General features: G+C 49.9%; 20 protein-coding genes and 1 riboswitch. Of the genes, 5 read left to right on the top strand and 15 right to left on the bottom strand.

Annotated features, from left to right (window positions below):
- Window positions 1-37: 37 nt before the first annotated feature.
- From dapD to KNO87_RS12630, 7 genes are all read right to left on the bottom strand, one after another.
- Window positions 38-745 (bottom strand): 2,3,4,5-tetrahydropyridine-2,6-dicarboxylate N-acetyltransferase, encoded by a 708-nt coding sequence (dapD, locus tag KNO87_RS12660; protein WP_074032983.1) that lies wholly within the window; start codon window positions 743-745, stop codon window positions 38-40.
- Window positions 723-1472, bottom strand: coding sequence for a 4-hydroxy-tetrahydrodipicolinate reductase (gene dapB / locus KNO87_RS12655; protein WP_214790736.1), 750 nt, complete (start codon window positions 1470-1472; stop codon window positions 723-725). Before dapB ends, dapD begins: the two co-directional genes overlap by 23 nt.
- Window positions 1469-2350 (bottom strand): 4-hydroxy-tetrahydrodipicolinate synthase, encoded by an 882-nt coding sequence (gene dapA, locus KNO87_RS12650; RefSeq protein ID WP_214790738.1) that lies wholly within the window; start codon window positions 2348-2350, stop codon window positions 1469-1471. The genes dapB and dapA overlap by 4 nt, the downstream gene beginning before the upstream one ends.
- Before the next feature lie 12 nt (window positions 2351-2362).
- A complete protein-coding gene (locus KNO87_RS12645) occupies window positions 2363-3358 on the bottom strand; it encodes an aspartate-semialdehyde dehydrogenase (RefSeq protein WP_214790745.1) in 996 nt (331 codons plus the stop codon).
- A 12-nt stretch (window positions 3359-3370) separates the two neighbouring features.
- The gene (locus KNO87_RS12640; protein ID WP_371743064.1) at window positions 3371-4570 is read right to left on the bottom strand and encodes an aspartate kinase; all 1200 of its coding nucleotides are present in this window, start codon (window positions 4568-4570) and stop codon (window positions 3371-3373) included.
- A gap of 115 nt (window positions 4571-4685) precedes the next feature.
- A riboswitch (Lysine riboswitch) is annotated at window positions 4686-4865 on the bottom strand.
- 77 nt (window positions 4866-4942) lie between these two features.
- Window positions 4943-5371: a GNAT family N-acetyltransferase gene (locus KNO87_RS12635; protein ID WP_214796273.1), complete on the bottom strand. Its 429-nt coding sequence runs from the start codon at window positions 5369-5371 to the stop codon at window positions 4943-4945.
- Window positions 5365-6525, bottom strand: a complete 1161-nt coding sequence (locus tag KNO87_RS12630; RefSeq protein ID WP_214796271.1) for an alanyl-tRNA editing protein — start codon at window positions 6523-6525, stop codon at window positions 5365-5367. Before KNO87_RS12630 ends, KNO87_RS12635 begins: the two co-directional genes overlap by 7 nt.
- A 96-nt stretch (window positions 6526-6621) precedes the next feature.
- On the opposite strand from KNO87_RS12630, the gene KNO87_RS12625 reads away from it, so the two are divergent.
- Entirely contained in the window at window positions 6622-7350 is a 729-nt protein-coding gene (locus KNO87_RS12625; protein WP_214796270.1) for a GntR family transcriptional regulator, read from the top strand.
- A gap of 32 nt (window positions 7351-7382) precedes the next feature.
- Here the strand turns inward: KNO87_RS12625 and KNO87_RS12620 are convergent, their stop codons facing one another.
- The 4 genes from KNO87_RS12620 to KNO87_RS12605 form a co-directional block, all read right to left on the bottom strand.
- Window positions 7383-8486 (bottom strand): LCP family protein, encoded by a 1104-nt coding sequence (locus tag KNO87_RS12620; RefSeq protein WP_214796268.1) that lies wholly within the window; start codon window positions 8484-8486, stop codon window positions 7383-7385.
- A gap of 150 nt (window positions 8487-8636) precedes the next feature.
- The gene (gene nagB / locus KNO87_RS12615; RefSeq protein WP_214796266.1) at window positions 8637-9401 is read right to left on the bottom strand and encodes a glucosamine-6-phosphate deaminase; all 765 of its coding nucleotides are present in this window, start codon (window positions 9399-9401) and stop codon (window positions 8637-8639) included.
- Window positions 9398-10585 (bottom strand): N-acetylglucosamine-6-phosphate deacetylase, encoded by a 1188-nt coding sequence (gene nagA / locus KNO87_RS12610; RefSeq protein ID WP_214796264.1) that lies wholly within the window; start codon window positions 10583-10585, stop codon window positions 9398-9400. Before nagA ends, nagB begins: the two co-directional genes overlap by 4 nt.
- 79 nt (window positions 10586-10664) lie before the next feature.
- The gene (locus tag KNO87_RS12605; protein ID WP_214796262.1) at window positions 10665-12023 is read right to left on the bottom strand and encodes an MATE family efflux transporter; all 1359 of its coding nucleotides are present in this window, start codon (window positions 12021-12023) and stop codon (window positions 10665-10667) included.
- 39 nt (window positions 12024-12062) lie between these two features.
- Here KNO87_RS12605 and KNO87_RS12600 point away from each other — a divergent pair, with 39 nt between their 5' ends.
- On the top strand, window positions 12063-12836 hold the full coding sequence (locus KNO87_RS12600; RefSeq protein ID WP_214796260.1) for a CHAD domain-containing protein: 774 nt from the start codon (window positions 12063-12065) through the stop codon (window positions 12834-12836).
- Here KNO87_RS12600 and glsA read toward each other — a convergent pair.
- Complete coding sequence (gene glsA, locus KNO87_RS12595; protein WP_214790767.1) at window positions 12833-13774, bottom strand: glutaminase A; 942 nt, start codon at window positions 13772-13774, stop codon at window positions 12833-12835. The genes KNO87_RS12600 and glsA overlap by 4 nt on opposite strands.
- 48 nt (window positions 13775-13822) lie before the next feature.
- Complete coding sequence (locus tag KNO87_RS12590) at window positions 13823-13987, bottom strand: hypothetical protein (RefSeq protein WP_214790769.1); 165 nt, start codon at window positions 13985-13987, stop codon at window positions 13823-13825.
- A 115-nt stretch (window positions 13988-14102) separates the two neighbouring features.
- Here KNO87_RS12590 and hemG point away from each other — a divergent pair, with 115 nt between their 5' ends.
- The 3 genes from hemG (at window position 14103) to KNO87_RS12575 (ending at window position 16921) form a co-directional block, all read left to right on the top strand.
- Window positions 14103-15467, top strand: a complete 1365-nt coding sequence (hemG, locus tag KNO87_RS12585) for a protoporphyrinogen oxidase (protein ID WP_214796258.1) — start codon at window positions 14103-14105, stop codon at window positions 15465-15467.
- Complete coding sequence (locus KNO87_RS12580; RefSeq protein ID WP_214796256.1) at window positions 15464-16549, top strand: TIGR04053 family radical SAM/SPASM domain-containing protein; 1086 nt, start codon at window positions 15464-15466, stop codon at window positions 16547-16549. Before hemG ends, KNO87_RS12580 begins: the two co-directional genes overlap by 4 nt.
- 69 nt (window positions 16550-16618) lie before the next feature.
- Window positions 16619-16921, top strand: coding sequence for a hypothetical protein (locus tag KNO87_RS12575; RefSeq protein ID WP_214796254.1), 303 nt, complete (start codon window positions 16619-16621; stop codon window positions 16919-16921).
- Between the two features lie 30 nt (window positions 16922-16951).
- Here KNO87_RS12575 and clpB read toward each other — a convergent pair whose 3' ends face one another.
- Both clpB and KNO87_RS12565 read right to left on the bottom strand, forming a co-directional pair.
- Window positions 16952-19543, bottom strand: a complete 2592-nt coding sequence (gene clpB / locus KNO87_RS12570; protein ID WP_214796252.1) for an ATP-dependent chaperone ClpB — start codon at window positions 19541-19543, stop codon at window positions 16952-16954.
- A gap of 19 nt (window positions 19544-19562) precedes the next feature.
- Complete coding sequence (locus KNO87_RS12565) at window positions 19563-20432, bottom strand: DnaJ C-terminal domain-containing protein (RefSeq protein ID WP_214796250.1); 870 nt, start codon at window positions 20430-20432, stop codon at window positions 19563-19565.
- Window positions 20433-20475 lie beyond the last annotated feature (43 nt).

The raw sequence follows: 20475 nt of genomic DNA, 5'->3' as shown, positions 1-20475 counted from the left end.
CCATTCCTCATTGTTTATATTTTCTGTCTATTATACGTTAGAGAGAGCGTAAGTCATCAACAAGTTGCGTTTTTTCAGAAGTTTTTTCATCTTTCTGTTTGATGACGCGTGCCGGCGTACCCGCGACGACAACACCTGGAGGAACATCTTGCGTGACGACACTCCCAGCTGCGACTACCGCATTTTCCCCGACGCGAACCCCTTCCAAGATGACAGCGTTCGCTCCAATCATGACGCCATCTTCGATGATGACCGGATCTTTTGAAGGTGGCTCGAGGACACCTGCGACCACGGCACCCGCTCCGAGGTGGACGTTCTTCCCAAGCGTTCCTCGCGCGCCGATGACGGCATTCATGTCGACCATCGAACCGTCTCCGATGACTGCACCGATATTGACGACAGCACCCATCATGACGACGGCGTTGTTCCCGATTTGTACATGGTCACGAATGAATGAACCTGGCTCGATTCGTGCATTGAGTTGTGTCGTGTCGAGCATTGGAACGGCACTGTTACGACGATCATACTCAAGGTGTGAATCGGTGATGACCGACGCGTTCGCTTCTAAGAAAGCGGCTGCGCGCTCCGCAGTCGTCAAGAACAGCTTCGACTCATCCGTTCCGAACGCTTTCGCTTCCTCGATTTCAAGACCTGCCAATTGGCCGTTGACGTAAAGTTTTACCGGTGTTTCCTTTTTTGCATCTTTAATATATTGTGCGATTTCATAAGCGTTTGTGAGTAACATGAGTAGCCTCCTCGTATAAGTTCGATAGATTATAAAGTCCTGCCGGGCGGTCGATGATCGTCGCTGCCGCGGCAAGTGCCCCGTTTGCAAAGACGCGTTTCGATAACGCGGTATGTTTCAATTCAATCATTTCATCATCTCCGGCGAAGAGCACGGTATGCTCCCCGAAGATCGTACCACCACGAATCGAGTGCATCCCCAACTCTTCGGCACCACGCGCTTCTCGGCGTGACGTTCGTTCGTAAATCGGTGTCACCTCTCGTTTCGCTTCGATGGCACGGGCTAATAGCTCCGCCGTTCCGCTTGGCGCGTCTACTTTCTTCCGATGGTGCGCCTCAATCACCTCGATGTCATAACCGAGTGTGAGCGGGACGAGCTGATCGAGCAACTGCTTCAGCAACGCGATCCCGTACGATGTGTTATAAGACTGAAAAATCGGAATGTCTGTTGACGCTTCTTCAATCTTTGTAAGCTCCTCAGGTGTGAACCCTGTCGTTGCGATGACGAGCGGAATGTTGCGTGACCGCCCGAATGCGAGCAAGTCAGGAAGCAATGCCGGATTTGAAAAATCGATGACAACGTCGACTGGTGCATCTACCTTATCTAATGAGGCCAGATGCTCGTCACTTCCCGGTGACACGATTGCCGAGACGTTCACGCCTTGCATGTTGGCGACTTCTTCGACGATTCGTCCCATCGCACCAAATCCGTGAATCAATACATTCATTGTCTCACCTCGTTAAACTGCTCCATCGCCGATAGTAATTTTGCTTCGGCCGTCGCGCTCATCGGGACGAGCGGCAGACGTGGCGCACCGAAGGCAAAGCCTTTCGCTTGAAGTGCCGCCTTCACCGGAATCGGATTCACTTCTGCGAAGAGTTCGTCGATGACCGGGAGCAGGCGTAGCTGCCATGTACGCGCCGTCTGGAGATCACCTGCTAGAAGTGCTTCTGCCAAGGCGACGGTCGCCCCTGGGTAGACGTTCGACAAGACCGAAACGACACCTTGAGCGCCCCATGCCATATATGGCAAGATTTGATCGTCATTCCCGCAGTAAACGGTGAATCCTTCCGGAAGATGAGCCATCATCTGTGCCATGACCGAGATGTCCCCACTCGCCTCTTTCAAGGCCGTGATGCGCGGATGTTCCGCTAACTCCCCAACCGTTTCAGGTGCTAACGCGACACCGGTTCGTGACGGGACGTTATATAGCATGAGCGGAATCGGTGATGCATCCGCAATCGCTGTAAAGTGAGCGAGAAGCCCGGCTTGTGTTGACTTGTTATAGTACGGGGTGACGACCATCGCCATCTCTGCCCCAAGTTCTGCGGCCCGTTTCGTTTTCTCGATACTGAGAGCCGTGTTATTCGATCCGGTTCCCGCGATGATCACCGCTCGTCCGTTCGCGACCTCCACTGCTCGAACGAGCAATGTCTCGAATTCCTCATTCGTCAGTGTCATGCCTTCGCCGGTCGTTCCACCGATGACGAGTCCACTCACTCCCTCTTGGATTTGGTCTTCAATCAATGCCGTCCATGCCTCTAAGTTTAACTGCCCATCTTCTTGGAATGGGGTCGCTAGTGCTGTCGCAACTCCTGTGAACATGTCATCCCCTCCTTATTTTGTCGCTGTTTGACTGATCATGCATTGTGCGATTTGTACCGCGTTCGCCGCTGCCCCTTTTCGAACGTTGTCCGCGACGCACCATAGGTGGAACGTATTCGGCTGAGAATCATCTCGGCGAATTCGACCGACATACACCTCGTCGGTCCCGTTCGCATCAAGCGGTGTCGGATATGATAGGTCGGCCGGACTGTCCATAACCACGACACCAGGCGCATCTGCGAGTACGGCTTTGACTTCTGCGACCGTCGCATCCCGTTCGAGCGTCACCGTGATGGATACCGCATGACTGTTTCGCACCGGTACGCGGACGCACGTAGCCGTCACACCGAGGTTCGGCGCATTCAAAATCTTACGCGTCTCCTCAATCATTTTTTGTTCCTCTTTCGTATAGCCATTCTCTAAAAATACATCGATTTGCGGCAACACGTTATCATAGATCGGATACGGATAATTCGTCGGTTCCTCGCCACGCGCCCCGCGCTCAAGGTCATCAATCCCTTTTTGACCGGAACCCGATACAGCTTGATAAGACGTATAGGCGACACGTGTCAGTCCATACACTTCCGAAAGCGGTGCGAGCGCGACGACCGATTGAATCGTCGAGCAGTTCGGATTCGCAATGAGCGTCTTCTCTGGGCTGAGCTCGACCCGATTCACTTCCGGCACGATGAGCGGAATTCCTTCTTGCATTCGGAATGCGCTTGAATTGTCGATGACGATGACCCCTTGTTCACTCAAGCGTGGCGCATACTGTTCACTGATGCTCCCACCGGCAGAGAACAAGGCGATATCGATTGGGTCCGCATAAATCGAATCGTTCAGCTCGCGAATCACGACCGGTTGTCCGTTCACCTCAACCGTCTTTCCTGCTGAACGGGCTGAAGCATATAGTCTCAGTTCACTGATTGGAAATTCGTACTCTGTTAATACATCAATCATTTTTTGTCCGACGGCGCCAGTTGCGCCGACGACAGCTACGTTATACATCGTGCTTCCCCCTTATAAGTTGAAGCGAGCCGCAATGGCTGCGACGGCCGCTTCCACGTCTTGTTCTTGAATCGTATAGGAAATGCTGATTTCAGAAGTCGTGACTTGATAGAACGGGATGCCCATCTCGCGGAATGTCGCGAACAGTTCTGATGCGACGCCTGTTGCGTCTCGCATGCCGATTCCGACAACTGAAATTTTTGCATGTTCTGTGTGACGATCGATTTTGATTTGTGGTAAGGTCGCTGTCAATTCTGCGAGCGCCTCTTCCAAAAATGCTTCTTCATCGAGTGGACATGTGAACGAAAGGAACACTTCTCCATCGAAAGCCGTCTGCGAAATCATATCAATGTTGACGTGGCGTTCTGATAATCTTTCAAAGATGTCCGCGACTCCGGCTGCCGTGTGCGGGATATGTTTGATTGAGACACTGAGTACGTTTTTGACAACACTCACACTCGTGACTGCTTTCTGTTCCATTGCTTGTGTCGTATCCATGATCCATGTTCCTCCTTCGCTCGAGAGCGTCTTTCCAACAAAAATATTCACGTCATACTTCTTGGCGAGCTCGACGCTTCGCATCTCCATGACTTTGGAGCCGAGTGCACTCATCTCCATCATTTCGTCGTAAGACACCGTGTCTAGACGCTTCGCCGTCGGATGAATTCGCGGGTCTGTCGTATACACCCCAGCCACATCTGTATAAATTTCACAACGTTGACTGAGGACGGCTGCTAGTGCGACTGCTGTCGTATCCGAACCGCCACGCCCGAGTGTCGTGACGTCTCCCGCTTCATTCACACCTTGGAAACCAGCGACGATTAAGACATCGTACTGACGTAACTTCTCGTGCAACACTTCTTTACGAATCGCTTTAATTTTGCTTTTCGTATGGATGCCCATCGTATCAATCCCAGCTTGTTGCCCGGTGAGTGAAATGGCCGGTACGCCTCGCGAGTTCAAGGCGATACTGAGTAAACTGATCGTCTGTTCTTCCCCGACGGCGAGTAGCCGATCGAGTTCACGAATCATCGGGCGCTCCGTGATTTGTTTAGCAAGCGACAGGAGCGAGTCCGTCGTCTTGCCCATCGCCGAAACGACGACGACCAATTTTTCACCGGTCGCCACACGTGTTTGTAAATAGTCCGAAATGGCTTGTATTTGTTCGATTGTGGCAACAGAGCTGCCTCCAAATTTCAGTACGGTTGTCATCAAGTTCCCCACTTTCAAGATGTCCACCAACAGAAAAAGCGGCAGACCGGTAGGAAGCACTCTCCCTACGGTCTGCCGCTTGTACGCGCAGTTGAAAAACGATTAAAAAAATCGTTCCGTAGATAGCGCTCCATGGTAGTTGACCATGGCAGTGTAGGCGTTATTCACGACTACCCCAGCCTCCGTTCACACGCACGTGAACGTTGACTTCGGCGAATTTCCCCTTTCGGCTCGATCCGGAGTGCGTCCGTTTCAATCAAGCTTACTCATGTCATTCGCAACCTCTATCTGTCAGTTGTTAGTATTAGTTATAACAAATCGAAATCTTCTTGCCAACCTTTTTTTAGAAAAATGGGATATTTCAAAAAAGGATTACCACGTTTTCCGCATCATTCGGTGTGGGATATTCGCATCTAAAAACTCATCTCCGAACGCCTCGTACCCGAGTTTTTCGTAAAATGGGAGCGCCGTTAGTTGTGCGCCTAAGCGCAACTCACCTAATCCTTGATGTTTTGCGACACGTTCGACTTCATTCATAATTTCTTTTCCATATCCATGACCTCGAGCCGCCTGAATCGTCGCCACTCGCTCCACTTTCCCGACCGTCGCATCCACGGGGCGAAGGCGTGCTGTCGTCACCGGTTGAGCGTCAATGAGACCAACAACATGCGTACAGACATCGTCTAAGTCATCGTATTCGAGACTAGCATCGATTCCTTGTTCCTGAATGAATACGACTTCTCGCACGTATCTGGCCTGGTCAATCAACTGTGCTTCTTTTCCCGATTGAATGGTCAACATGGTAAAACCCCCTCTTGCAATCGTCTCACGATTTCTTCCATCCCCCGTTCTAGTTCCGATACGGAAGTGAATCGAGCTTGTGCTTGTTTATGGTTTCCACCACCGCGACCGATCTGCATCTCTTGAAGTGCCGCTCGGAGGAACGTCCCTACCGCGATATCGTGAGTCCCATCATGCATGACAAATAATTTTTGCGCACTGTAGTTGGCCCCGACCGCAATGCGTCCTGTCGCGGCAATCCGTTCAATAATTGCGGTCGTCAATGTTTCGGCCTCGGTCCGTCCCACATGTAACGCTACATAATTATCTTCTTGTAAGACTGCCTTTACTTTCGCTTTCGCAATCCGTTCCTCAAGTGTTTTGATTTCTTTTTCACGTTCTAGTCGAATCGTATGCTCTTCAATCACACGTGCCGCCACCGTTTCATTCGTCGTCGAGAATGTATGGTGAATCGTCCGGAGCGCTTCACGTGCTCGTTGCGTCGCCTTTAACGCACGATTTCCGGCAACATACGTCAAGCGGATGTTGCCTCTCACTTTTTTGAGCGAGGTGACTTGAATCATGCCAAGTTGTCCTGTCATTTCAACGTGTGTGCCGCCACACGCATTGTAATCAATCCCTTCGATTTCGACGATTCGAATCATTCCTGTTCGATCGGAGGCTTTCCGCAAGCGTGTCCGATCGACTTTTTCGTCCGGGATTTCATAGACATGAACCGGATGATTGTCAAAGATGAGTTGCTGGATCTCTTGCTCGAGTACTTCAATTTGCGTCCAGTCCATCGCTGCCGTCTCAATCTCAATAGATGAATCCTCTTCCCCGATTCCAAAGCTGAGCGTACGAATCCCATGTCGGTCTTCTAATATCGCTGTTAACAAGTGTTGGGCAGTATGCTGGATGGAATGGTCTCTTCTCACGTCCTCATCGATTCGAACCGCTACAGGTGTACCCGTAGATAATCCTTCTGACAAGAGGTGCCACACTTCACCATCTTTAATTTGCACATCCAATACATTATGCGAACCGATTGATCCACGGTCAGCCGGTTGACCGCCGCCTTCCGCATAAAAAGGACTATTCTCGAGCGTATGCCAATGCCCTTTATTGTCCTGTTTTACTGAGGTCACGATTGTATTTACTGTATGTTGATCCATCTTGTCCTCCACCTTCTCTCTATAAATCTGTTCAGACAACTAGTCTTATTTCGTCTATAATGAAACATACATCTTCTCAGTCAGGAGCGAAATGATATGTTAGAAATCGATAAACAATCTCCGTTACCTATTTATTATCAAATTGAAGCGTACTTAAAGCAACAAATTGATGACGGATTGTTAAAACCAGGAGACACCTTACCCTCAGAGCGAGAATTTTCCGAACAATTTCATGTGAGTCGTATGACGATTCGTCAAGCCATCATGAACCTCGTCAACGCTGGTTATTTGAGTCGGCAAAAAGGCCGGGGCACATTCGTTGCGAGTCAAAAGATTGCGATGACATTGTCCGGATTGACGAGTTTCTCTGAAGAAATCAAACATCGAGGTATGCGACCGCTCAGTCGTCTTTTGTCCTACGAGGTCATCCCGGCAACGGATCGAATCGCCCAGCAACTGAGTATCCCGAATCAAACGCCGGTATACGAAATGAAGCGACTCCGACTTGCAGATGATCATCCTCTCGCGCTCGAGACCGCCTACATTCCTGTCCGTTTATTGCCTGACCTGACGAAAGAAGACGCGACCGGTTCCATTTATGCGTACGCCGAACAGCACGGTTTACGTTTGAAAAATGCAACACAGACACTTGAAGCCCGTAGCGCTGGTCCCGAGGAAGCAAGACTGCTAACCATTTCTCCAAACGCACCGGTATTGCTGATCGATCAACGTACCTATCTCGAGAACGGTGACATGTTCGAGTATAGTCGTTCACTCTTCCGCGGAGACTCCTACTCCTTGACCGTCGCGATGGATCGCATATAAAAAAAGTTTGCCCCGAGAGAGGCAAACTTTTTTTATTGTGCTTCGTACGTTATTCCGTTCGGGTCTAACGTGTAAGACTCCAACTCCGTGTCCGTCATCGGCTCCACAGGATTGCCTGCGTCCGCTTGTTGTACACGATAGCGTACTTCTTCAAGAAGCGGTTCATTCAAGAAATAGTAGAAGTGGCCGTCATCTGCGCGGGCACCTTCACCTGTCAATTGATATTGCACCGTATTGTGCAACGCACCGACATCTTCAATCAAACGCATATAATCATTCGGTCCGAGCGTCGTCTGCATGTTGTCACCGACGGCTTTCAAGACTTTATCGTAGTTATTGATCAGTGACGTGCCAAGTGATTGTTCGAGTACGGCGTTGATGACTTCCATTTGGCGTTGTCCACGGCCGATGTCACCACGTGGGTCGTCATATCGGTTTCGGACGTAGGCGAGTGCCTCTTCACCAGAAAGTTGCTGAAGTCCCTCTTCGATTTGAACGGTCTCACGCGAGGCGTCATAACTGTTTTGTTGTGATGAGAACGGTACGTCAATCTCAACACCACCTACCGCATCGATGAAATCAACAAACCCTTGGAAGTTGAGCGAGACGACATGGTCGATTTCAACGCCGACCAAGTCCTCGATTGTGTTCGTTGCCATGCGCATCCCGTTGTTCGGATTCGATTCATCCATCGAACCAAAGTAATAGGCGTGCGTAATCTTATCTTGATCAAGACCCGTCTTTCCATAAGGGATGTTGTATCCCGTGTAATCGATATTCACGTACGAATCACGTGGGATACTGAGCATCGTCGTCTGTTTTTCTTTCTTGTTCAAAATGACGACAATCATGACATCCGAGCGTCCATACTCTCCACGCGCTTTCTTTTGTGGAGAAAGGTCAGTCCCTAAAATCAAAAACGACTCTGTGTCTTCTTTATCAAAACGAGTCGGTTCGACTGTTGGGTCGTCCTCTAACGTGACCTGGGTACCGGACAACATGTTGTGGGCTTTATAAAATGCGGTACCGTAAATGCTAGACCCAGCAATAATCGCAATCAGCACGAGGGCACTAAATACCTTATAAAACGCAGACGGACCTTTGCGCTGTCTACGAGTATGTGTTCTAGAATTCATAATGGTCTCCTTCGAGTCAAAGTAATAAGCTTCACTCATTATAGAGGAAAGTGTGAAATTTGTCGAAAACGTTTTGATGACAAATTCATTTCTTTACATTTTCCCACAGTTAAAAACAGAAAAACCTGCGGAGATGTCTCCGCAGGTTAGTTAAGCCCGAATCGTGAAGAATCGCGTTGCCGCTTCTTGCCCTCGAGCTTGAAGGGCCTCTGCACAGCGCGATGCCGCCGCTTCATCGAGTACGACCGTTACACCAGGATGTGCTTGCAGAATCGTCGCCGGCCAGTCGACCGTCGGTACGCTTTCAATCATATGTTGTACAGCTTCCGCCTTCCGCTCGCCTGTCGCTACGAGAACAATCTCCCGCGCATTCATGATTGTATCGAGTCCCATCGTGATGGCGTGGGTCGGTACATCTTCAAGCCGATCAAAAAAGCGACGGTTTGCCTCCCGTGTTGATTCGGTGAGTTCAGTCACATGCGTCTTCGCGTCAAGCGCTGTACCCGGTTCATTAAATGCGATGTGTCCATTTTCCCCGATGCCAAGGAGTTGCAAGTCGACACCAAGTGTTCGGACGAGTGCTTCATACCGTTTCGCTTCCGCTTCGGGATCTGGCGCATCGCCTTGAGGAAGATGGCTTTGCTTGAATGGTACTTCGTCAAACAGTCGGTCTTTCATAAAACGGTTGTAGCTCTGGGGATGCTCTGGTGACAGTCCGATATACTCATCTAGGTTGACGCTCGTCACATGGCTACAATCGAGCGCGTCTTGTTTAAACATTTGATACATTCCGACTGGCGTGCTACCTGTGGCGAGACCGAGTACGAAGTCATGCTTCCCTGAAATCCGTTCTTTGATGAGCAAATATGCGATTCGTTCCGCGTCGTTCGCTGATTTGGCGACTAATACGTTCATCTTTGATCCTCCCGTTCATATGCGATGTTTCCTTTGACGATTGTCATCTGAACATGTGCTGTGTCATCCCAGACGACAAGGTCCGCATCAAACCCCGATTTGATGTCTCCTTTTGTCGTTAACCCGAACTCTTTTGCCGCATTCGTCGCAGTCATCTTGACCGCCTCTTCCACCGTACATCCGGTATACGCTTGAATGTTTCGGAATGCTGCATCCATCGTCAACACACTCCCTGCGAGATTGCCGGCTTCAAGGCGGGCAGCGCCGCCTTCTACGATGACCGGTTGTCCTCCCAATTCATACTGTCCGTCAGGCAAACCCTTCGCTCGCATCGCATCCGTGATGACGACGAGTTCATCTGCTCCTTTTAGACGGTAAGCAAAATCAACCATTTCAGGGCGGCTATGAATCCCGTCTGGAATGATTTCGGCCATGACACCTTTCTCTAACAGACAATATCCGACCGTTCCCGGTTCCCGATGATGCAAGCCTCGCATTTGGTTATATAAGTGTGTTCCATGTTTAACGCCCGCCTGTTTATTCTCTTCGAACGTCGCACTCGTATGTCCCGCAGAACTGATTGCTCCTGATTCGCGAAGCGCTTCTTCAAATTCACGGGCTCCTGGTCGTTCCGGTGCATACGTGACGAGTCGAATATGGCCTCCAGCAAGCTGTTGCCATTTTCGAAACTGTTCCGCATCTGGGTCGATGATATATTCCGCCGGTTGCGCCCCCGCCATCTCTACGTTAACGAATGGCCCTTCCAAATGAATTCCGGCGATGGTCGTATCCTCTGTTGCCATGACGTTTCGAACGGCCGTCAACGCTTGTTCAATCGCCTCTTTCGATTGAGTGATTGTTGTCGCAAAGAATGACGTGACGCCTTCTTGTAGCATGTCTTCACTCAATTGACGAAGCCGTGACTCGTCCGCGTCCATCGTATCGACTTCATATCCCCCGTGAATATGGATATCGATGAGACCAGGTGTCACGAGCGCACCCGAGACATCAATCACGTTCTCATCTCGTTGTACAAACTGTTCCATCGATCCGATTTCGTCAATCGATTGGCCATTCCACCTGATATACCCTCGCTCCCATGCTTGTTCTGCTGACACGATATGAGCATTGATCAATGTCCCCACCGGTTCACCACTCCTTTTTGTTTTCCTCCATGTTATCATACTGGATAAAAGTATAGTTGTATAGACCAATTTATAATAAATAAAAGATTGTTCACAATTGCGAACAACCTTTACGTCCTTATGTCGATTGGAGCGTCCCGTAGCGCCGGACAATCCATACGAGTCGGAGGAATAATAAGACCGCTCCGGCGGCCAGCCCGGCAATCAATCCAATCCAATAACCGTCTGGTCCGAATCCAGCGTGTTCCGCCAATACATAACCGAGAGGTAAACCGATGACCCAATAGGCGACAAGAGAAAGGACCAACGTGATGTTGACGTCTTTGAACCCTCGTAAAATCCCTTGAATCGGTGCGGCGACAGCATCTGATAACTGGAAGAACACGGCGAAAATCATAAAGTGGGCTGCGAGGTCCACGACAGTCGGATCATTCGTATAAATGGCAGCGACCCGCTCATTTTGCCAAAACAACAATGCACCAGAAAAGATGGAGACAGCGAGACAAAGCGAGATCCCAATCTTCGCATATCGAACAGCATCTTGCAGCCGTCTCGCGCCGAGTTCGTATCCAACGACAATCGTTAGTGCGCTCGATGCCGAAAGCGGGAGCATATATACGAACGAGGCGAAATTAATGGCTGCTTGGTGTGCCGCGACGATTTGGTCCCCGTATGAGCTAAGCAGTAGCGTGACCGCCGCAAAGATACTGACCTCCGCAAAAATGGCAAGCCCAATTGGCGTCCCGAGTTGCAACAACTCTTTTTGTCTGAGCCAGATGATGCGCTCAGTCGTCCGTAAAAACTTATATTCACGGAATGGTTTTCCGTTTCTGACGAAAAAGAAAGCCATGAAAAAGAGCAACCAATAAGTGATGCTCGAGGCAATTCCTGCCCCAACGCCGCCATACGCTGGAACACCGAGTTTTCCAAAGATGAAGATGTAATTTAATCCGACATTAATGGGTAACCCTAATAGTATGAGGATCATCGAGACCCTCGTCTTGCCGAGCGCATCCATGAGTGTGCGAAGCACGTTGAACAAAAACATCGGTAAGACGCCGAAACCAAGTGCAAGTAAGTATTGGGTCGCGATTCGCTTCCCTTCCGTACTGAGTCCCATTCCCTCGATTGCAATCGGCACGAGGAAAGACCCTAATGTCAGCGTAACAATACTCAGTATGACGGCTAAGTAGATACCTTGAAATAGCGTGCGTTGAATCTGTTGACGATCCCGTGCGCCGAGCGCTTGCGATACAATCGGAGCCACCGCCAGCAAGATTCCGCTAAGTCCGGTATACACCGGCATCCATAAGCTTGATCCGACACCGACGCCTGCCAGATCGACCGCACCCGCGCGTCCGGACATGACGGTATCGAAAAAGCTAATCAAATAAAAAGACACTTGCGTGACTAGGATTGGGAAGAAAATCGTAAAGAATAGTTTTATTTTTTCGTTTAATGAATGTGTTTGGTACATGGACAACCCTCATCTCTTTTTCAGAAAGGAAACAATATCATGAATCAACGGCATGCAGAAAAACTTAAATTTGAGCTGTTAGAAACGTGGAACACGTTCAATCACTACGTGACAGAAGCTCTCACGTTCAACAATTCCGAGGATATTCACCGCGCCCGCGTTCATTTACGAAAGCTGATCACGTTCATGCAAATCTTTGAGACGAAGCCTGCGACGTTCCGGCAACTCAAACAATTGATGGAAGCACTTGGTCATGTGCGTGACCTCGACGTACTTGTCGAACAGTTTGATGCCGAAACGAATCTCGATGAAGCGTTTCTTCAAGCGATGGAAAAGCAACGTGCCATCGAACGAACGATTCTCTCAACTCGAGTCAGTGAAAAGATGACCCCTTCACTCGATCAACAAATCCGCCGTTTCATCGGAGGACCTTTATTTCGTGCGTTTAAAAAAACGAACGCCTCTCCGATGTTAGAAAAGGCGAAAAGCGAGCGCAAACAGCGTATTCGCATCTATCATGAACAAACCAATGGGAAAGATCAAATCGAAGCGCTCCATAAAGTCCGCTTGGCCGTGAAACGTGAGCGATACTTACATGAATACTTGTTAAACTACGAGTCGGACGCGTCCATGGACACCGTCCGTACGTTAAAAAAGATGCAAACCGAACTCGGTGAGATGAACGACCATGACCAACTGTTGAAGCGTTGGCGTTCGTTCACACCGCCTGTCGACCTACAGTCTGCGTATGATACAAAAATCAAAACGTTGCAGCACGAACTGGATACATCCGTTGAACATCTAACCATTTAGCGCGATGTATACCGTTCAATCAACAGTTCGAGCAACTTCATCCCCGCAATCGAGTTCCCTTTTGAATCGAGCGCTGGACCGAAGATGCCAAACCCGACGTTACTCAAATCTAGTTCGTGGTTCCCAACCGCTAAAATGGCGCCGGACACTCCACTCTTACCTGGAAGACCGACACGGACGGCAAACTCCCCCGAAGCATCGTACATGCCACATGTCGTCATGATGGCTTTGACGATCCGAACAACACGACGCGGAATCAATTCTTCCCCTGTATCCGGGTCCTCCCCGTTCCCAGCGAAGACACGTCCGATTCGTGCCAAGTCAAAGCAGTCGATTTCAATGGCACACTGTTTCGTATACACGTCAATAATTTCATCGACGTCTCCCTCTACAATCCCATGATGACGCATAAAATAGAGGAGTGCGCGATTCAAGTCGGTCGTCTCGTATTCAGAGCGGGCGACTTTTTCATCGTACGTAATTTCCTCCACCGGTCGATTTAACAACGTCGCTAAAAATTGACGGAACTGATAAATCTTTAACTCAGCCGTCTCCCCTAAAATCATACTCGTCACTGCTAACGCCCCCGCATTGATCATCGGATTCAGCGGTTTTGACGGGACCGTCTCCTCGAGTTTCGCAATCGAGTTGAACGCATCGCCCGTCGGTTCCATCCCTACTTTTGAAAACACATAGTCTTCCCCAAACTCCATCAGCACATAGCAAAGCGTCAGCGCCTTCGATACACTTTGAATCGTGAACTTATGATGAACGTCCCCAGCGTGAATATACGTACCGTCTGGCAAACAAATCGCCACCCCGAGTAAATCATTTTTCACATGCGCCAGTTCCGGGATATAGTCCGCTACTTTCCCTTGAGCTGTGTACGGACGACACTCATCAATCAAGTGGTTCAACTGTTGTTCGAGTACATTCATTCGATCACCTCATGTTCCATCAAATTTCAACCGGGTCATCTTATCATATTATCCGTCTGGCGGTCCATCTTCTTTATACCAGTCCTCATCCGCCCAAATCATCGATGGACTTTCCTCGTCCCCGACCAATTTTTCCCCATGTCGATTCATCGTCACAATAAATCCAATCACACCTGACACAATGACAGTCGCGACAATGATGAAGGCGATCATCTCATCGTCCCCTTTCGAATTCGTGACAAATTTGTCTAGAACTCCGTGACACTTATCCTATGTCTGCGTCTACATTCTCGGTACCGTTAGTAAGAAAAGAATTTTAAAGAAATGGGTGAATCGATTGAATCAGATTGCAATTATCGGAGGTGGCATCGCCGGGCTGGCCGCGGCACATTATGCCAAGGTCGCCGGCGCACACGTCACACTGTTCGAGGCACAGGACCGTCTCGGCGGAAAAATCAAAACCATCTATCGAGACGGATTCACATTAGAGACCGGACCGGATGGCTATATGGCACGAAAGCCAACTTTGACGACTCTCATTACCGACCTTGGCCTTGAGGACCAACTCGTTCGTTCTAAAACCGGGACCTCTTACATTTATGTCCGTCAACAACTGAGACAGATGCCAGAAGGATCGGTCATGGGGATTCCGACTAAGTTTTGGCCGATGGTTAAAACGGATCTCTTTACGTGGAGAGGAAAATTTCGTGCCGGACTCGACCTCGTGATTCCGCGTGTGTATGAAGGGGAGGACATCTCGCTCGATCGCTTCTTTCGGACGAGACTCGGTTCAGAAGTCGTCGACACGATGATCGAACCCCTTCTGTCCGGGATTTACAACGGAACGCTTGATGATATGAGCATCGAGTCTACTTTCCCTCAGTTTATCACGATTGAACAAAAAACTCGCAGTCTGATTCTCGGAATGAAAGCACTCACACCACCTGTTCAGGCTGGGGTGAAGCCGTCCGAGACCGGAAAGTTTTTATCCATCGACCAAGGGCTCGGTGCGCTCGTTGAGGCGCTCCGTCCTTCCATCGACCGCCTCGTGCTGAATACAATCGTCAAGTCCGTAAGACCGCATGAAATCACATTGGCGGATGGAACGGTCGAGCAGTTTGACGGCATCATCCTTGCGACTTCCCCAAACATGCTCGGGCCGCTACTCGGATTTTCTGAAGCCGAGCGTTTGTCGACTCGTAAGCGAACGTCCTCGATGACCGTTCTTGCCGCATTCGACGAATCAGAAGTCGAGGCGCTAGACGGAACAGGTTACGTCATCGCCAAATCGGAAGGCAACGCCTTGACCGCTTGCAGTTGGATGCATAAGAAGTGGCCGCATATGGCACCTGAAGGGAAAGCGTTGATTCGCATGTACATCGGTTCTGATTATGTTTCGTCCTTATTGCACGAGGACGATGATACGATTGCATCATTCGCTTTGCACGAGCTCCGTCGTATTCAACAAGTCGGGACACCACTCTTCACGAAAGTCGAACGCCACGTTCAAACGATGCCCCAATACGAGGTCGGTCATAAAGAGGATGTCCGCGCCTTTGAACAAGCACTCTCGAAGTGGGACGGAGTCGAGGCGTGTGGCGCCATTCTCCATGGGGTTGGTTTACCAGATTGTGTTGATTCTGCAAAACAAGCGGTTAACAACCTAAACCTCAAGCAGGGGGTGATGGTATGAAGCACATCGACTATCACGAGAACCCGTTTATCGTCATTTGGGAAGTAACGCGTGCCTGCGCGCTCTCCTGTGTCCATTGCCGGGCCGAGGCACAGTTTCACCGATACGAAAATGAACTCGACACGGAAGAAGGAAAGGCGCTCATTCGAGAGATTCATGCGATGGATAATCCGATTCTCGTCTTCACAGGTGGCGACCCCCTCATGCGTGAAGATTTGTTTGCATTGACCGCGTACGCTTCTTCTCTCGGGATGCGAGTCTCGATGACACCTTCTGCCACACCGCGTGTCACGCATGACGCCGTAAAACGAGCAAAAGCTGCCGGTTTGTCACGCTGGGCGTTTTCTATCGACGGTCCGGACGCACAGACGCACGATTACTTTCGAGGGACACGTGGCAGTTTTGAGCGTACCATCCGAGGAATTTCCTACTTCCGAGAAGAAGGGATGTCTTTTCAAATCAACACGACGGTGACCGAATACAACGTCGATCGCTTGCCCGAAATGGCGAAACTCGTAGAGTCCCTCGGTGTATCCGTCTGGACGCTCTTTTTCCTCGTCCCGACCGGACGCGGTTCACTGTTACAGCCCATTTCTCCCGAGCGACATGAAGAAGTGCTCAAGTGGGCGTTCTCACTACAGGAGACGGCACCGTTCATCATCTCGACAACAGAAGCCCAGTTCTATCGGCGGGTGGCACGACAAGAAAATCAGCGGCGAAAAGCAGATGGGCTCCCCCCAATCGGACATCCGCATGATGATTTAGCCAAGGCACCACGTGGGACGAATGACGGGAACGGGTTTGTCTTCATCTCGCACACAGGAGACGTACAGCCTTCCGGGTTTTTACCGATCCATTGCGGAAATGTAAGAACGACACCCCTCGCTGATATTTATCGTCACCATCCGACGTTCAAGGCGCTACGTGACCCCGATACACACCAAGGGAAATGTGGCTATTGTGAATATCGCTATCTTTGTGGTGGTTCACGGGCGCGGGCATACGCAGTTACGGGAGACTATAAGGAATCAGAGCCATATTGTATTTATCAACCTGAGCGACGAAACGCTTCACCTTTTTGATTCCCATTTATTTCCTCGAGGTGTAAGATGAAACTATATGATTCTTATGCTGTGAGAGGAGACATGTAGATGCAGTCTTTGCCGATTGATGGATTGTTCTATGTTGGGCTAGGTACGATTTTTCTTGTAACGGCTTTACTCGGGTTCGGAATCAAACGATTGACGAAACATGGCATGACGGGGTTTTATGCCCTACTCGCAACGAGTCTTGGTTTATTCTTTTGGTTACTGCTTTGGTTCCAGGAAGCGACACGCGCCTTGTTCATGGGGACCATCCCGTGGCTATTCAATTTATTTTTCGGAACGGTGCTTTACCTCATCTTTGTAGGCATCAGTTTTCTACTCTTGAAACGACAACCTCGGCATACATAAAAAGAGGAATCCGATCGGATTCCTCTTTTCTTATGCATTGACCGTCGACGGACGTAACGTCAATTCCCCGTTTTCGACATCGATGACGACCGTTTGGCCATCCTCGACATCTCCCGCTAGGATACTCCGGGCAAGCTTCGTCTCAATCGTTCGTTGCACGTAACGATTGATTGGACGAGCACCGAATTGAGGCTCGTACGCTTCATCGGCGACGAACGTTTTAGCTGCATCCGTGATTTCAATATGAATCGAGCGCGTCGTGAGCCGTTCACTCATTCGACCGACTGCTTTCTCGACGATTTGACCGATTTGATCTTTCGTAAGTGGATGGAACAAAATCGTTTCATCGACCCGGTTCAAGAATTCAGGACGGAAATGTCGGCGGAGCTTATCAAGCACTTGACGCTCTTCATCCTCATCGATCACACCATCTTTCGCCGCTTCGAGCAAAATGTCTGCTCCAATGTTCGACGTCATGATAACAATCGTATTTTTGAAGTCGACGATGCGACCGTGCGAATCGGTCAATCGACCATCATCGAGCAGTTGCAACAAAATATTGAAAACGTCTGGGTGTGCCTTCTCGACCTCATCTAACAAGAGAACGGAGTAAGGGTTACGGCGAACGGCTTCCGTCAACTGCCCGCCTTCTTCGTAACCGATATATCCTGGAGGTGCACCGACAAGTCGTGATACGGCATGTTTCTCCATATACTCACTCATATCGAGACGAACGATATGATCTTCTGAATCAAACATCGCTTCCGCTAGCGCTTTCCCGAGCTCGGTTTTACCGACACCCGTCGGTCCAAGGAAGAGGAAAGAACCGATTGGGCGGTTCGGGTCTTTGATTCCGGCCCGAGCCCGGATGACCGCGTCACTGACCAAGCGAATCGCATCATCTTGACCGAAGACACGCTTGTGTAGCACCGTTTCTAAGTTGAGTAGTTTATCTCGCTCTCCTTCTGTCAGTTTAGTCACCGGAATGCCGGTCCATTTCGAGACGACCTCGGCAATTTCTTCTTCCGTCACTTCTTCGCGTACGAGTTCACGCGTCACCGAACTCGCTAGCTGTTCCGCTTCTTCTAGTTCTCGCTCGAGTTCTGGGATTCGTCCATATTTCAGTTCTGAAGCCCGATTCAAGTCGTAGCGACTTTCTGCCTCTTGTAATTCGAGACGTACTTTTTCAAGGTCTCCCCGGATTTGTTGCACGCGGTGCGTTGACTCTTTCTCATTTTCCCAACGAAGACGTAACGAGTCAGACTGTTCACGGAGTGATGCCAATTCTTGTTGAAGTGCTTCGAGACGCTTCATGGAAGCCGCGTCACTCTCTTTTTTAAGCGCCGCTTCTTCGATTTCAAGTTGCATGACCCGACGGACCAATTCATCGAGCTCAGCCGGCATCGATTCCATCTCAGTCCGAATCATCGCACACGACTCATCGACGAGATCGATAGCCTTATCCGGCATGAACCGGTCGGTGATATAGCGATTTGATAGCATCGCCGCCGCGACGAGAGCGTTATCGTGGATGCGTACTCCGTGGTGAATCTCGAAACGTTCTTTTAAGCCACGCAAGATGGAAACCGTATCCTCGACGTCTGGTTCAGCGACGAGCACTTGTTGGAAACGCCGCTCGAGTGCAGGGTCCTTCTCGATATATTGGCGATACTCGTCTAACGTCGTAGCACCGATACAGTGCAATTCCCCACGGGCGAGCATCGGTTTTAACATGTTTCCGGCATCCATCGACCCCTCCGACTTCCCAGCTCCGACAATCGTATGCAGTTCATCAATGAAGAGGATAATCGTGCCTTCTGCTTCCTTCACTTCTGATAGGACGGCTTGAAGTCGTTCCTCGAATTCACCGCGATATTTCGCACCAGCGACGAGTGAACTCATGTCGAGACTGAAGATTGTTTTGTCTTTCAAACTCTCCGGCACGTCTCCGCGAACGATCCGCTGAGCGAGTCCCTCGACAATCGCCGTTTTCCCGACACCCGGTTCCCCGATGAGGACCGGATTGTTTTTCGTTTTCCGACTCAAAATCCGGATGACGCGACGAATCTCACTATCGCGTCCGATGACCGGATCAATTTTCCCAGTCTTCACTTCTTGAATGAGGTCTCGTCCGTATTTCGTCAAGACGTCATACGTCGCTTCAGGCGATTTCGATGTGATGCGGCGATTGCCACGTACGGCGACGAGCGCCTCGCGGAGTCGTTCTTCCGTGATGCCTTTTCGCTCAAGCATCGCCTGCGCCTGACTGCTGTTCAACAAGATCCCGAGTAAGATATGTTCGACCGATACGTATTCATCGTTCATCCCTGTCGCTTCCCGCTCGGCCGTCGTCAACACGCCTAACAAAGAAGCAGAAATCATCGGTGTCGTCGGATTTTGAAGTTTTGGCGCATTTTTCAAAGAAAGCGCGACTTCTCCTTCAATCTCAGATACGTTGATCTCCATTTTTTGAAACAGCAACGGCGCAATCCCGTCTGTCTGTGAAATCATAGATGCCAACACGTGCCACTCATTGATTTCACTATGATGATATTGTTTTGCCAACGCCTGTGAACTGACAATGCATTCATGTGCTTTATCTGTAAAACGATTAAAGTCCATCACGATTCCTCCTTATCCATTAACGTTCGATTTGCTCATAGACAGAACGGTATGTTTCATCAAGAGGCAGGTCGACCTCGAGTTGTACGAATAAGTCAGAACGTACTTTCGAACCGGTCATGACACCGCGACCTGGAATGCGCATCCGTTGCCCCGGTCGGCTTCCAGGTTTCACTTTCAACTTCACCCGTCCTCCGTCGAGTGTTGAAATGATGACGCTCGATCCATCTAAAAACTCGAGCGGACGCAATCGTTTCAACGTCACGATATGCTCTCCTTCACGTCGGTACGTATCGTCATCCGCAAAATGAAGCTCGACGTATACATCTCCTCGGTTCCCTGATTGTCCGACTCGGCTGCCTTTTCCCTTCAACCGCAACTTCTGACCTTCATAGGCACCCTGTGGAATTTTGACATTCACCGTGCCTGTTTGAAGTCGAAGGCTCACTTTCGATTCCTTCGTCAATTGGCTGAGTGGGATATTCACACGAACGGTCTCATCCAAGTCTTCTTCGACAGCTTGATCAAAGAAGCTCCCGAACATATCTTCAAATCCGAATGTTCGCGAAGTCGTACGCGACCCACCTCCGAATTGTCGGAATAAATCTTCGAACTGGGACGAACCTTCCCCGTAAGTTTCTCCACCGCCACCAAACCCCTGTCCGAACGACGGTCCATCCGGGCTACCATATCGATCATAGTTCGCTTTTTTCTCTGGGTCGCTCAACACGTCAAACGCTTCTTGGACTGACTTGAATCGCTCTTGTGCGCCAGGATCTTTATTGACGTCCGGATGGTACTGTTTCGCCAACTTCCGGTATGCACGTTTAATCTCTTGTTCGCTCGCCCCTTTTGAGACACCGAGCTCGTCATAATAGTTTTTAGCCATATGGATTCACCTCACCTATCCCTTTCCCGTTTCTGTTAACTCT

Source organism: Exiguobacterium sp. s34 (genome assembly GCF_018617435.1).
Taxonomy (GTDB): Bacteria; Bacillota; Bacilli; order Exiguobacteriales; family Exiguobacteriaceae; genus Exiguobacterium; species Exiguobacterium aestuarii.
This window is presented reverse-complemented; position numbering and strand designations above follow the sequence as displayed.

What these genes read in the sequence shown, in the direction of transcription:
- dapD (WP_074032983.1), bottom strand. Translation starts at nt 745, where the DNA reads ATGTTACTCACAAACGCTTATGAAATCGCACAATATATTAAAGATGCA.
- dapB (WP_214790736.1), bottom strand. Translation starts at nt 1,472, where the DNA reads ATGAATGTATTGATTCACGGATTTGGTGCGATGGGACGAATCGTCGAA.
- dapA (WP_214790738.1), bottom strand. Translation starts at nt 2,350, where the DNA reads ATGTTCACAGGAGTTGCGACAGCACTAGCGACCCCATTCCAAGAAGAT.
- KNO87_RS12645 (WP_214790745.1), bottom strand. Translation starts at nt 3,358, where the DNA reads ATGTATAACGTAGCTGTCGTCGGCGCAACTGGCGCCGTCGGACAAAAA.
- KNO87_RS12640 (WP_371743064.1), bottom strand. Translation starts at nt 4,570, where the DNA reads ATGACAACCGTACTGAAATTTGGAGGCAGCTCTGTTGCCACAATCGAA.
- KNO87_RS12635 (WP_214796273.1), bottom strand. Translation starts at nt 5,371, where the DNA reads ATGTTGACCATTCAATCGGGAAAAGAAGCACAGTTGATTGACCAGGCC.
- KNO87_RS12630 (WP_214796271.1), bottom strand. Translation starts at nt 6,525, where the DNA reads ATGGATCAACATACAGTAAATACAATCGTGACCTCAGTAAAACAGGAC.
- KNO87_RS12625 (WP_214796270.1), top strand. Translation starts at nt 6,622, where the DNA reads ATGTTAGAAATCGATAAACAATCTCCGTTACCTATTTATTATCAAATT.
- KNO87_RS12620 (WP_214796268.1), bottom strand. Translation starts at nt 8,486, where the DNA reads ATGAATTCTAGAACACATACTCGTAGACAGCGCAAAGGTCCGTCTGCG.
- nagB (WP_214796266.1), bottom strand. Translation starts at nt 9,401, where the DNA reads ATGAACGTATTAGTCGCCAAATCAGCGAACGACGCGGAACGAATCGCA.
- nagA (WP_214796264.1), bottom strand. Translation starts at nt 10,585, where the DNA reads ATGATAACATGGAGGAAAACAAAAAGGAGTGGTGAACCGGTGGGGACA.
- KNO87_RS12605 (WP_214796262.1), bottom strand. Translation starts at nt 12,023, where the DNA reads ATGTACCAAACACATTCATTAAACGAAAAAATAAAACTATTCTTTACG.
- KNO87_RS12600 (WP_214796260.1), top strand. Translation starts at nt 12,063, where the DNA reads ATGAATCAACGGCATGCAGAAAAACTTAAATTTGAGCTGTTAGAAACG.
- glsA (WP_214790767.1), bottom strand. Translation starts at nt 13,774, where the DNA reads ATGAATGTACTCGAACAACAGTTGAACCACTTGATTGATGAGTGTCGT.
- KNO87_RS12590 (WP_214790769.1), bottom strand. Translation starts at nt 13,987, where the DNA reads ATGATCGCCTTCATCATTGTCGCGACTGTCATTGTGTCAGGTGTGATT.
- KNO87_RS12580 (WP_214796256.1), top strand. Translation starts at nt 15,464, where the DNA reads ATGAAGCACATCGACTATCACGAGAACCCGTTTATCGTCATTTGGGAA.
- KNO87_RS12575 (WP_214796254.1), top strand. Translation starts at nt 16,619, where the DNA reads ATGCAGTCTTTGCCGATTGATGGATTGTTCTATGTTGGGCTAGGTACG.
- clpB (WP_214796252.1), bottom strand. Translation starts at nt 19,543, where the DNA reads ATGGACTTTAATCGTTTTACAGATAAAGCACATGAATGCATTGTCAGT.
- KNO87_RS12565 (WP_214796250.1), bottom strand. Translation starts at nt 20,432, where the DNA reads ATGGCTAAAAACTATTATGACGAGCTCGGTGTCTCAAAAGGGGCGAGC.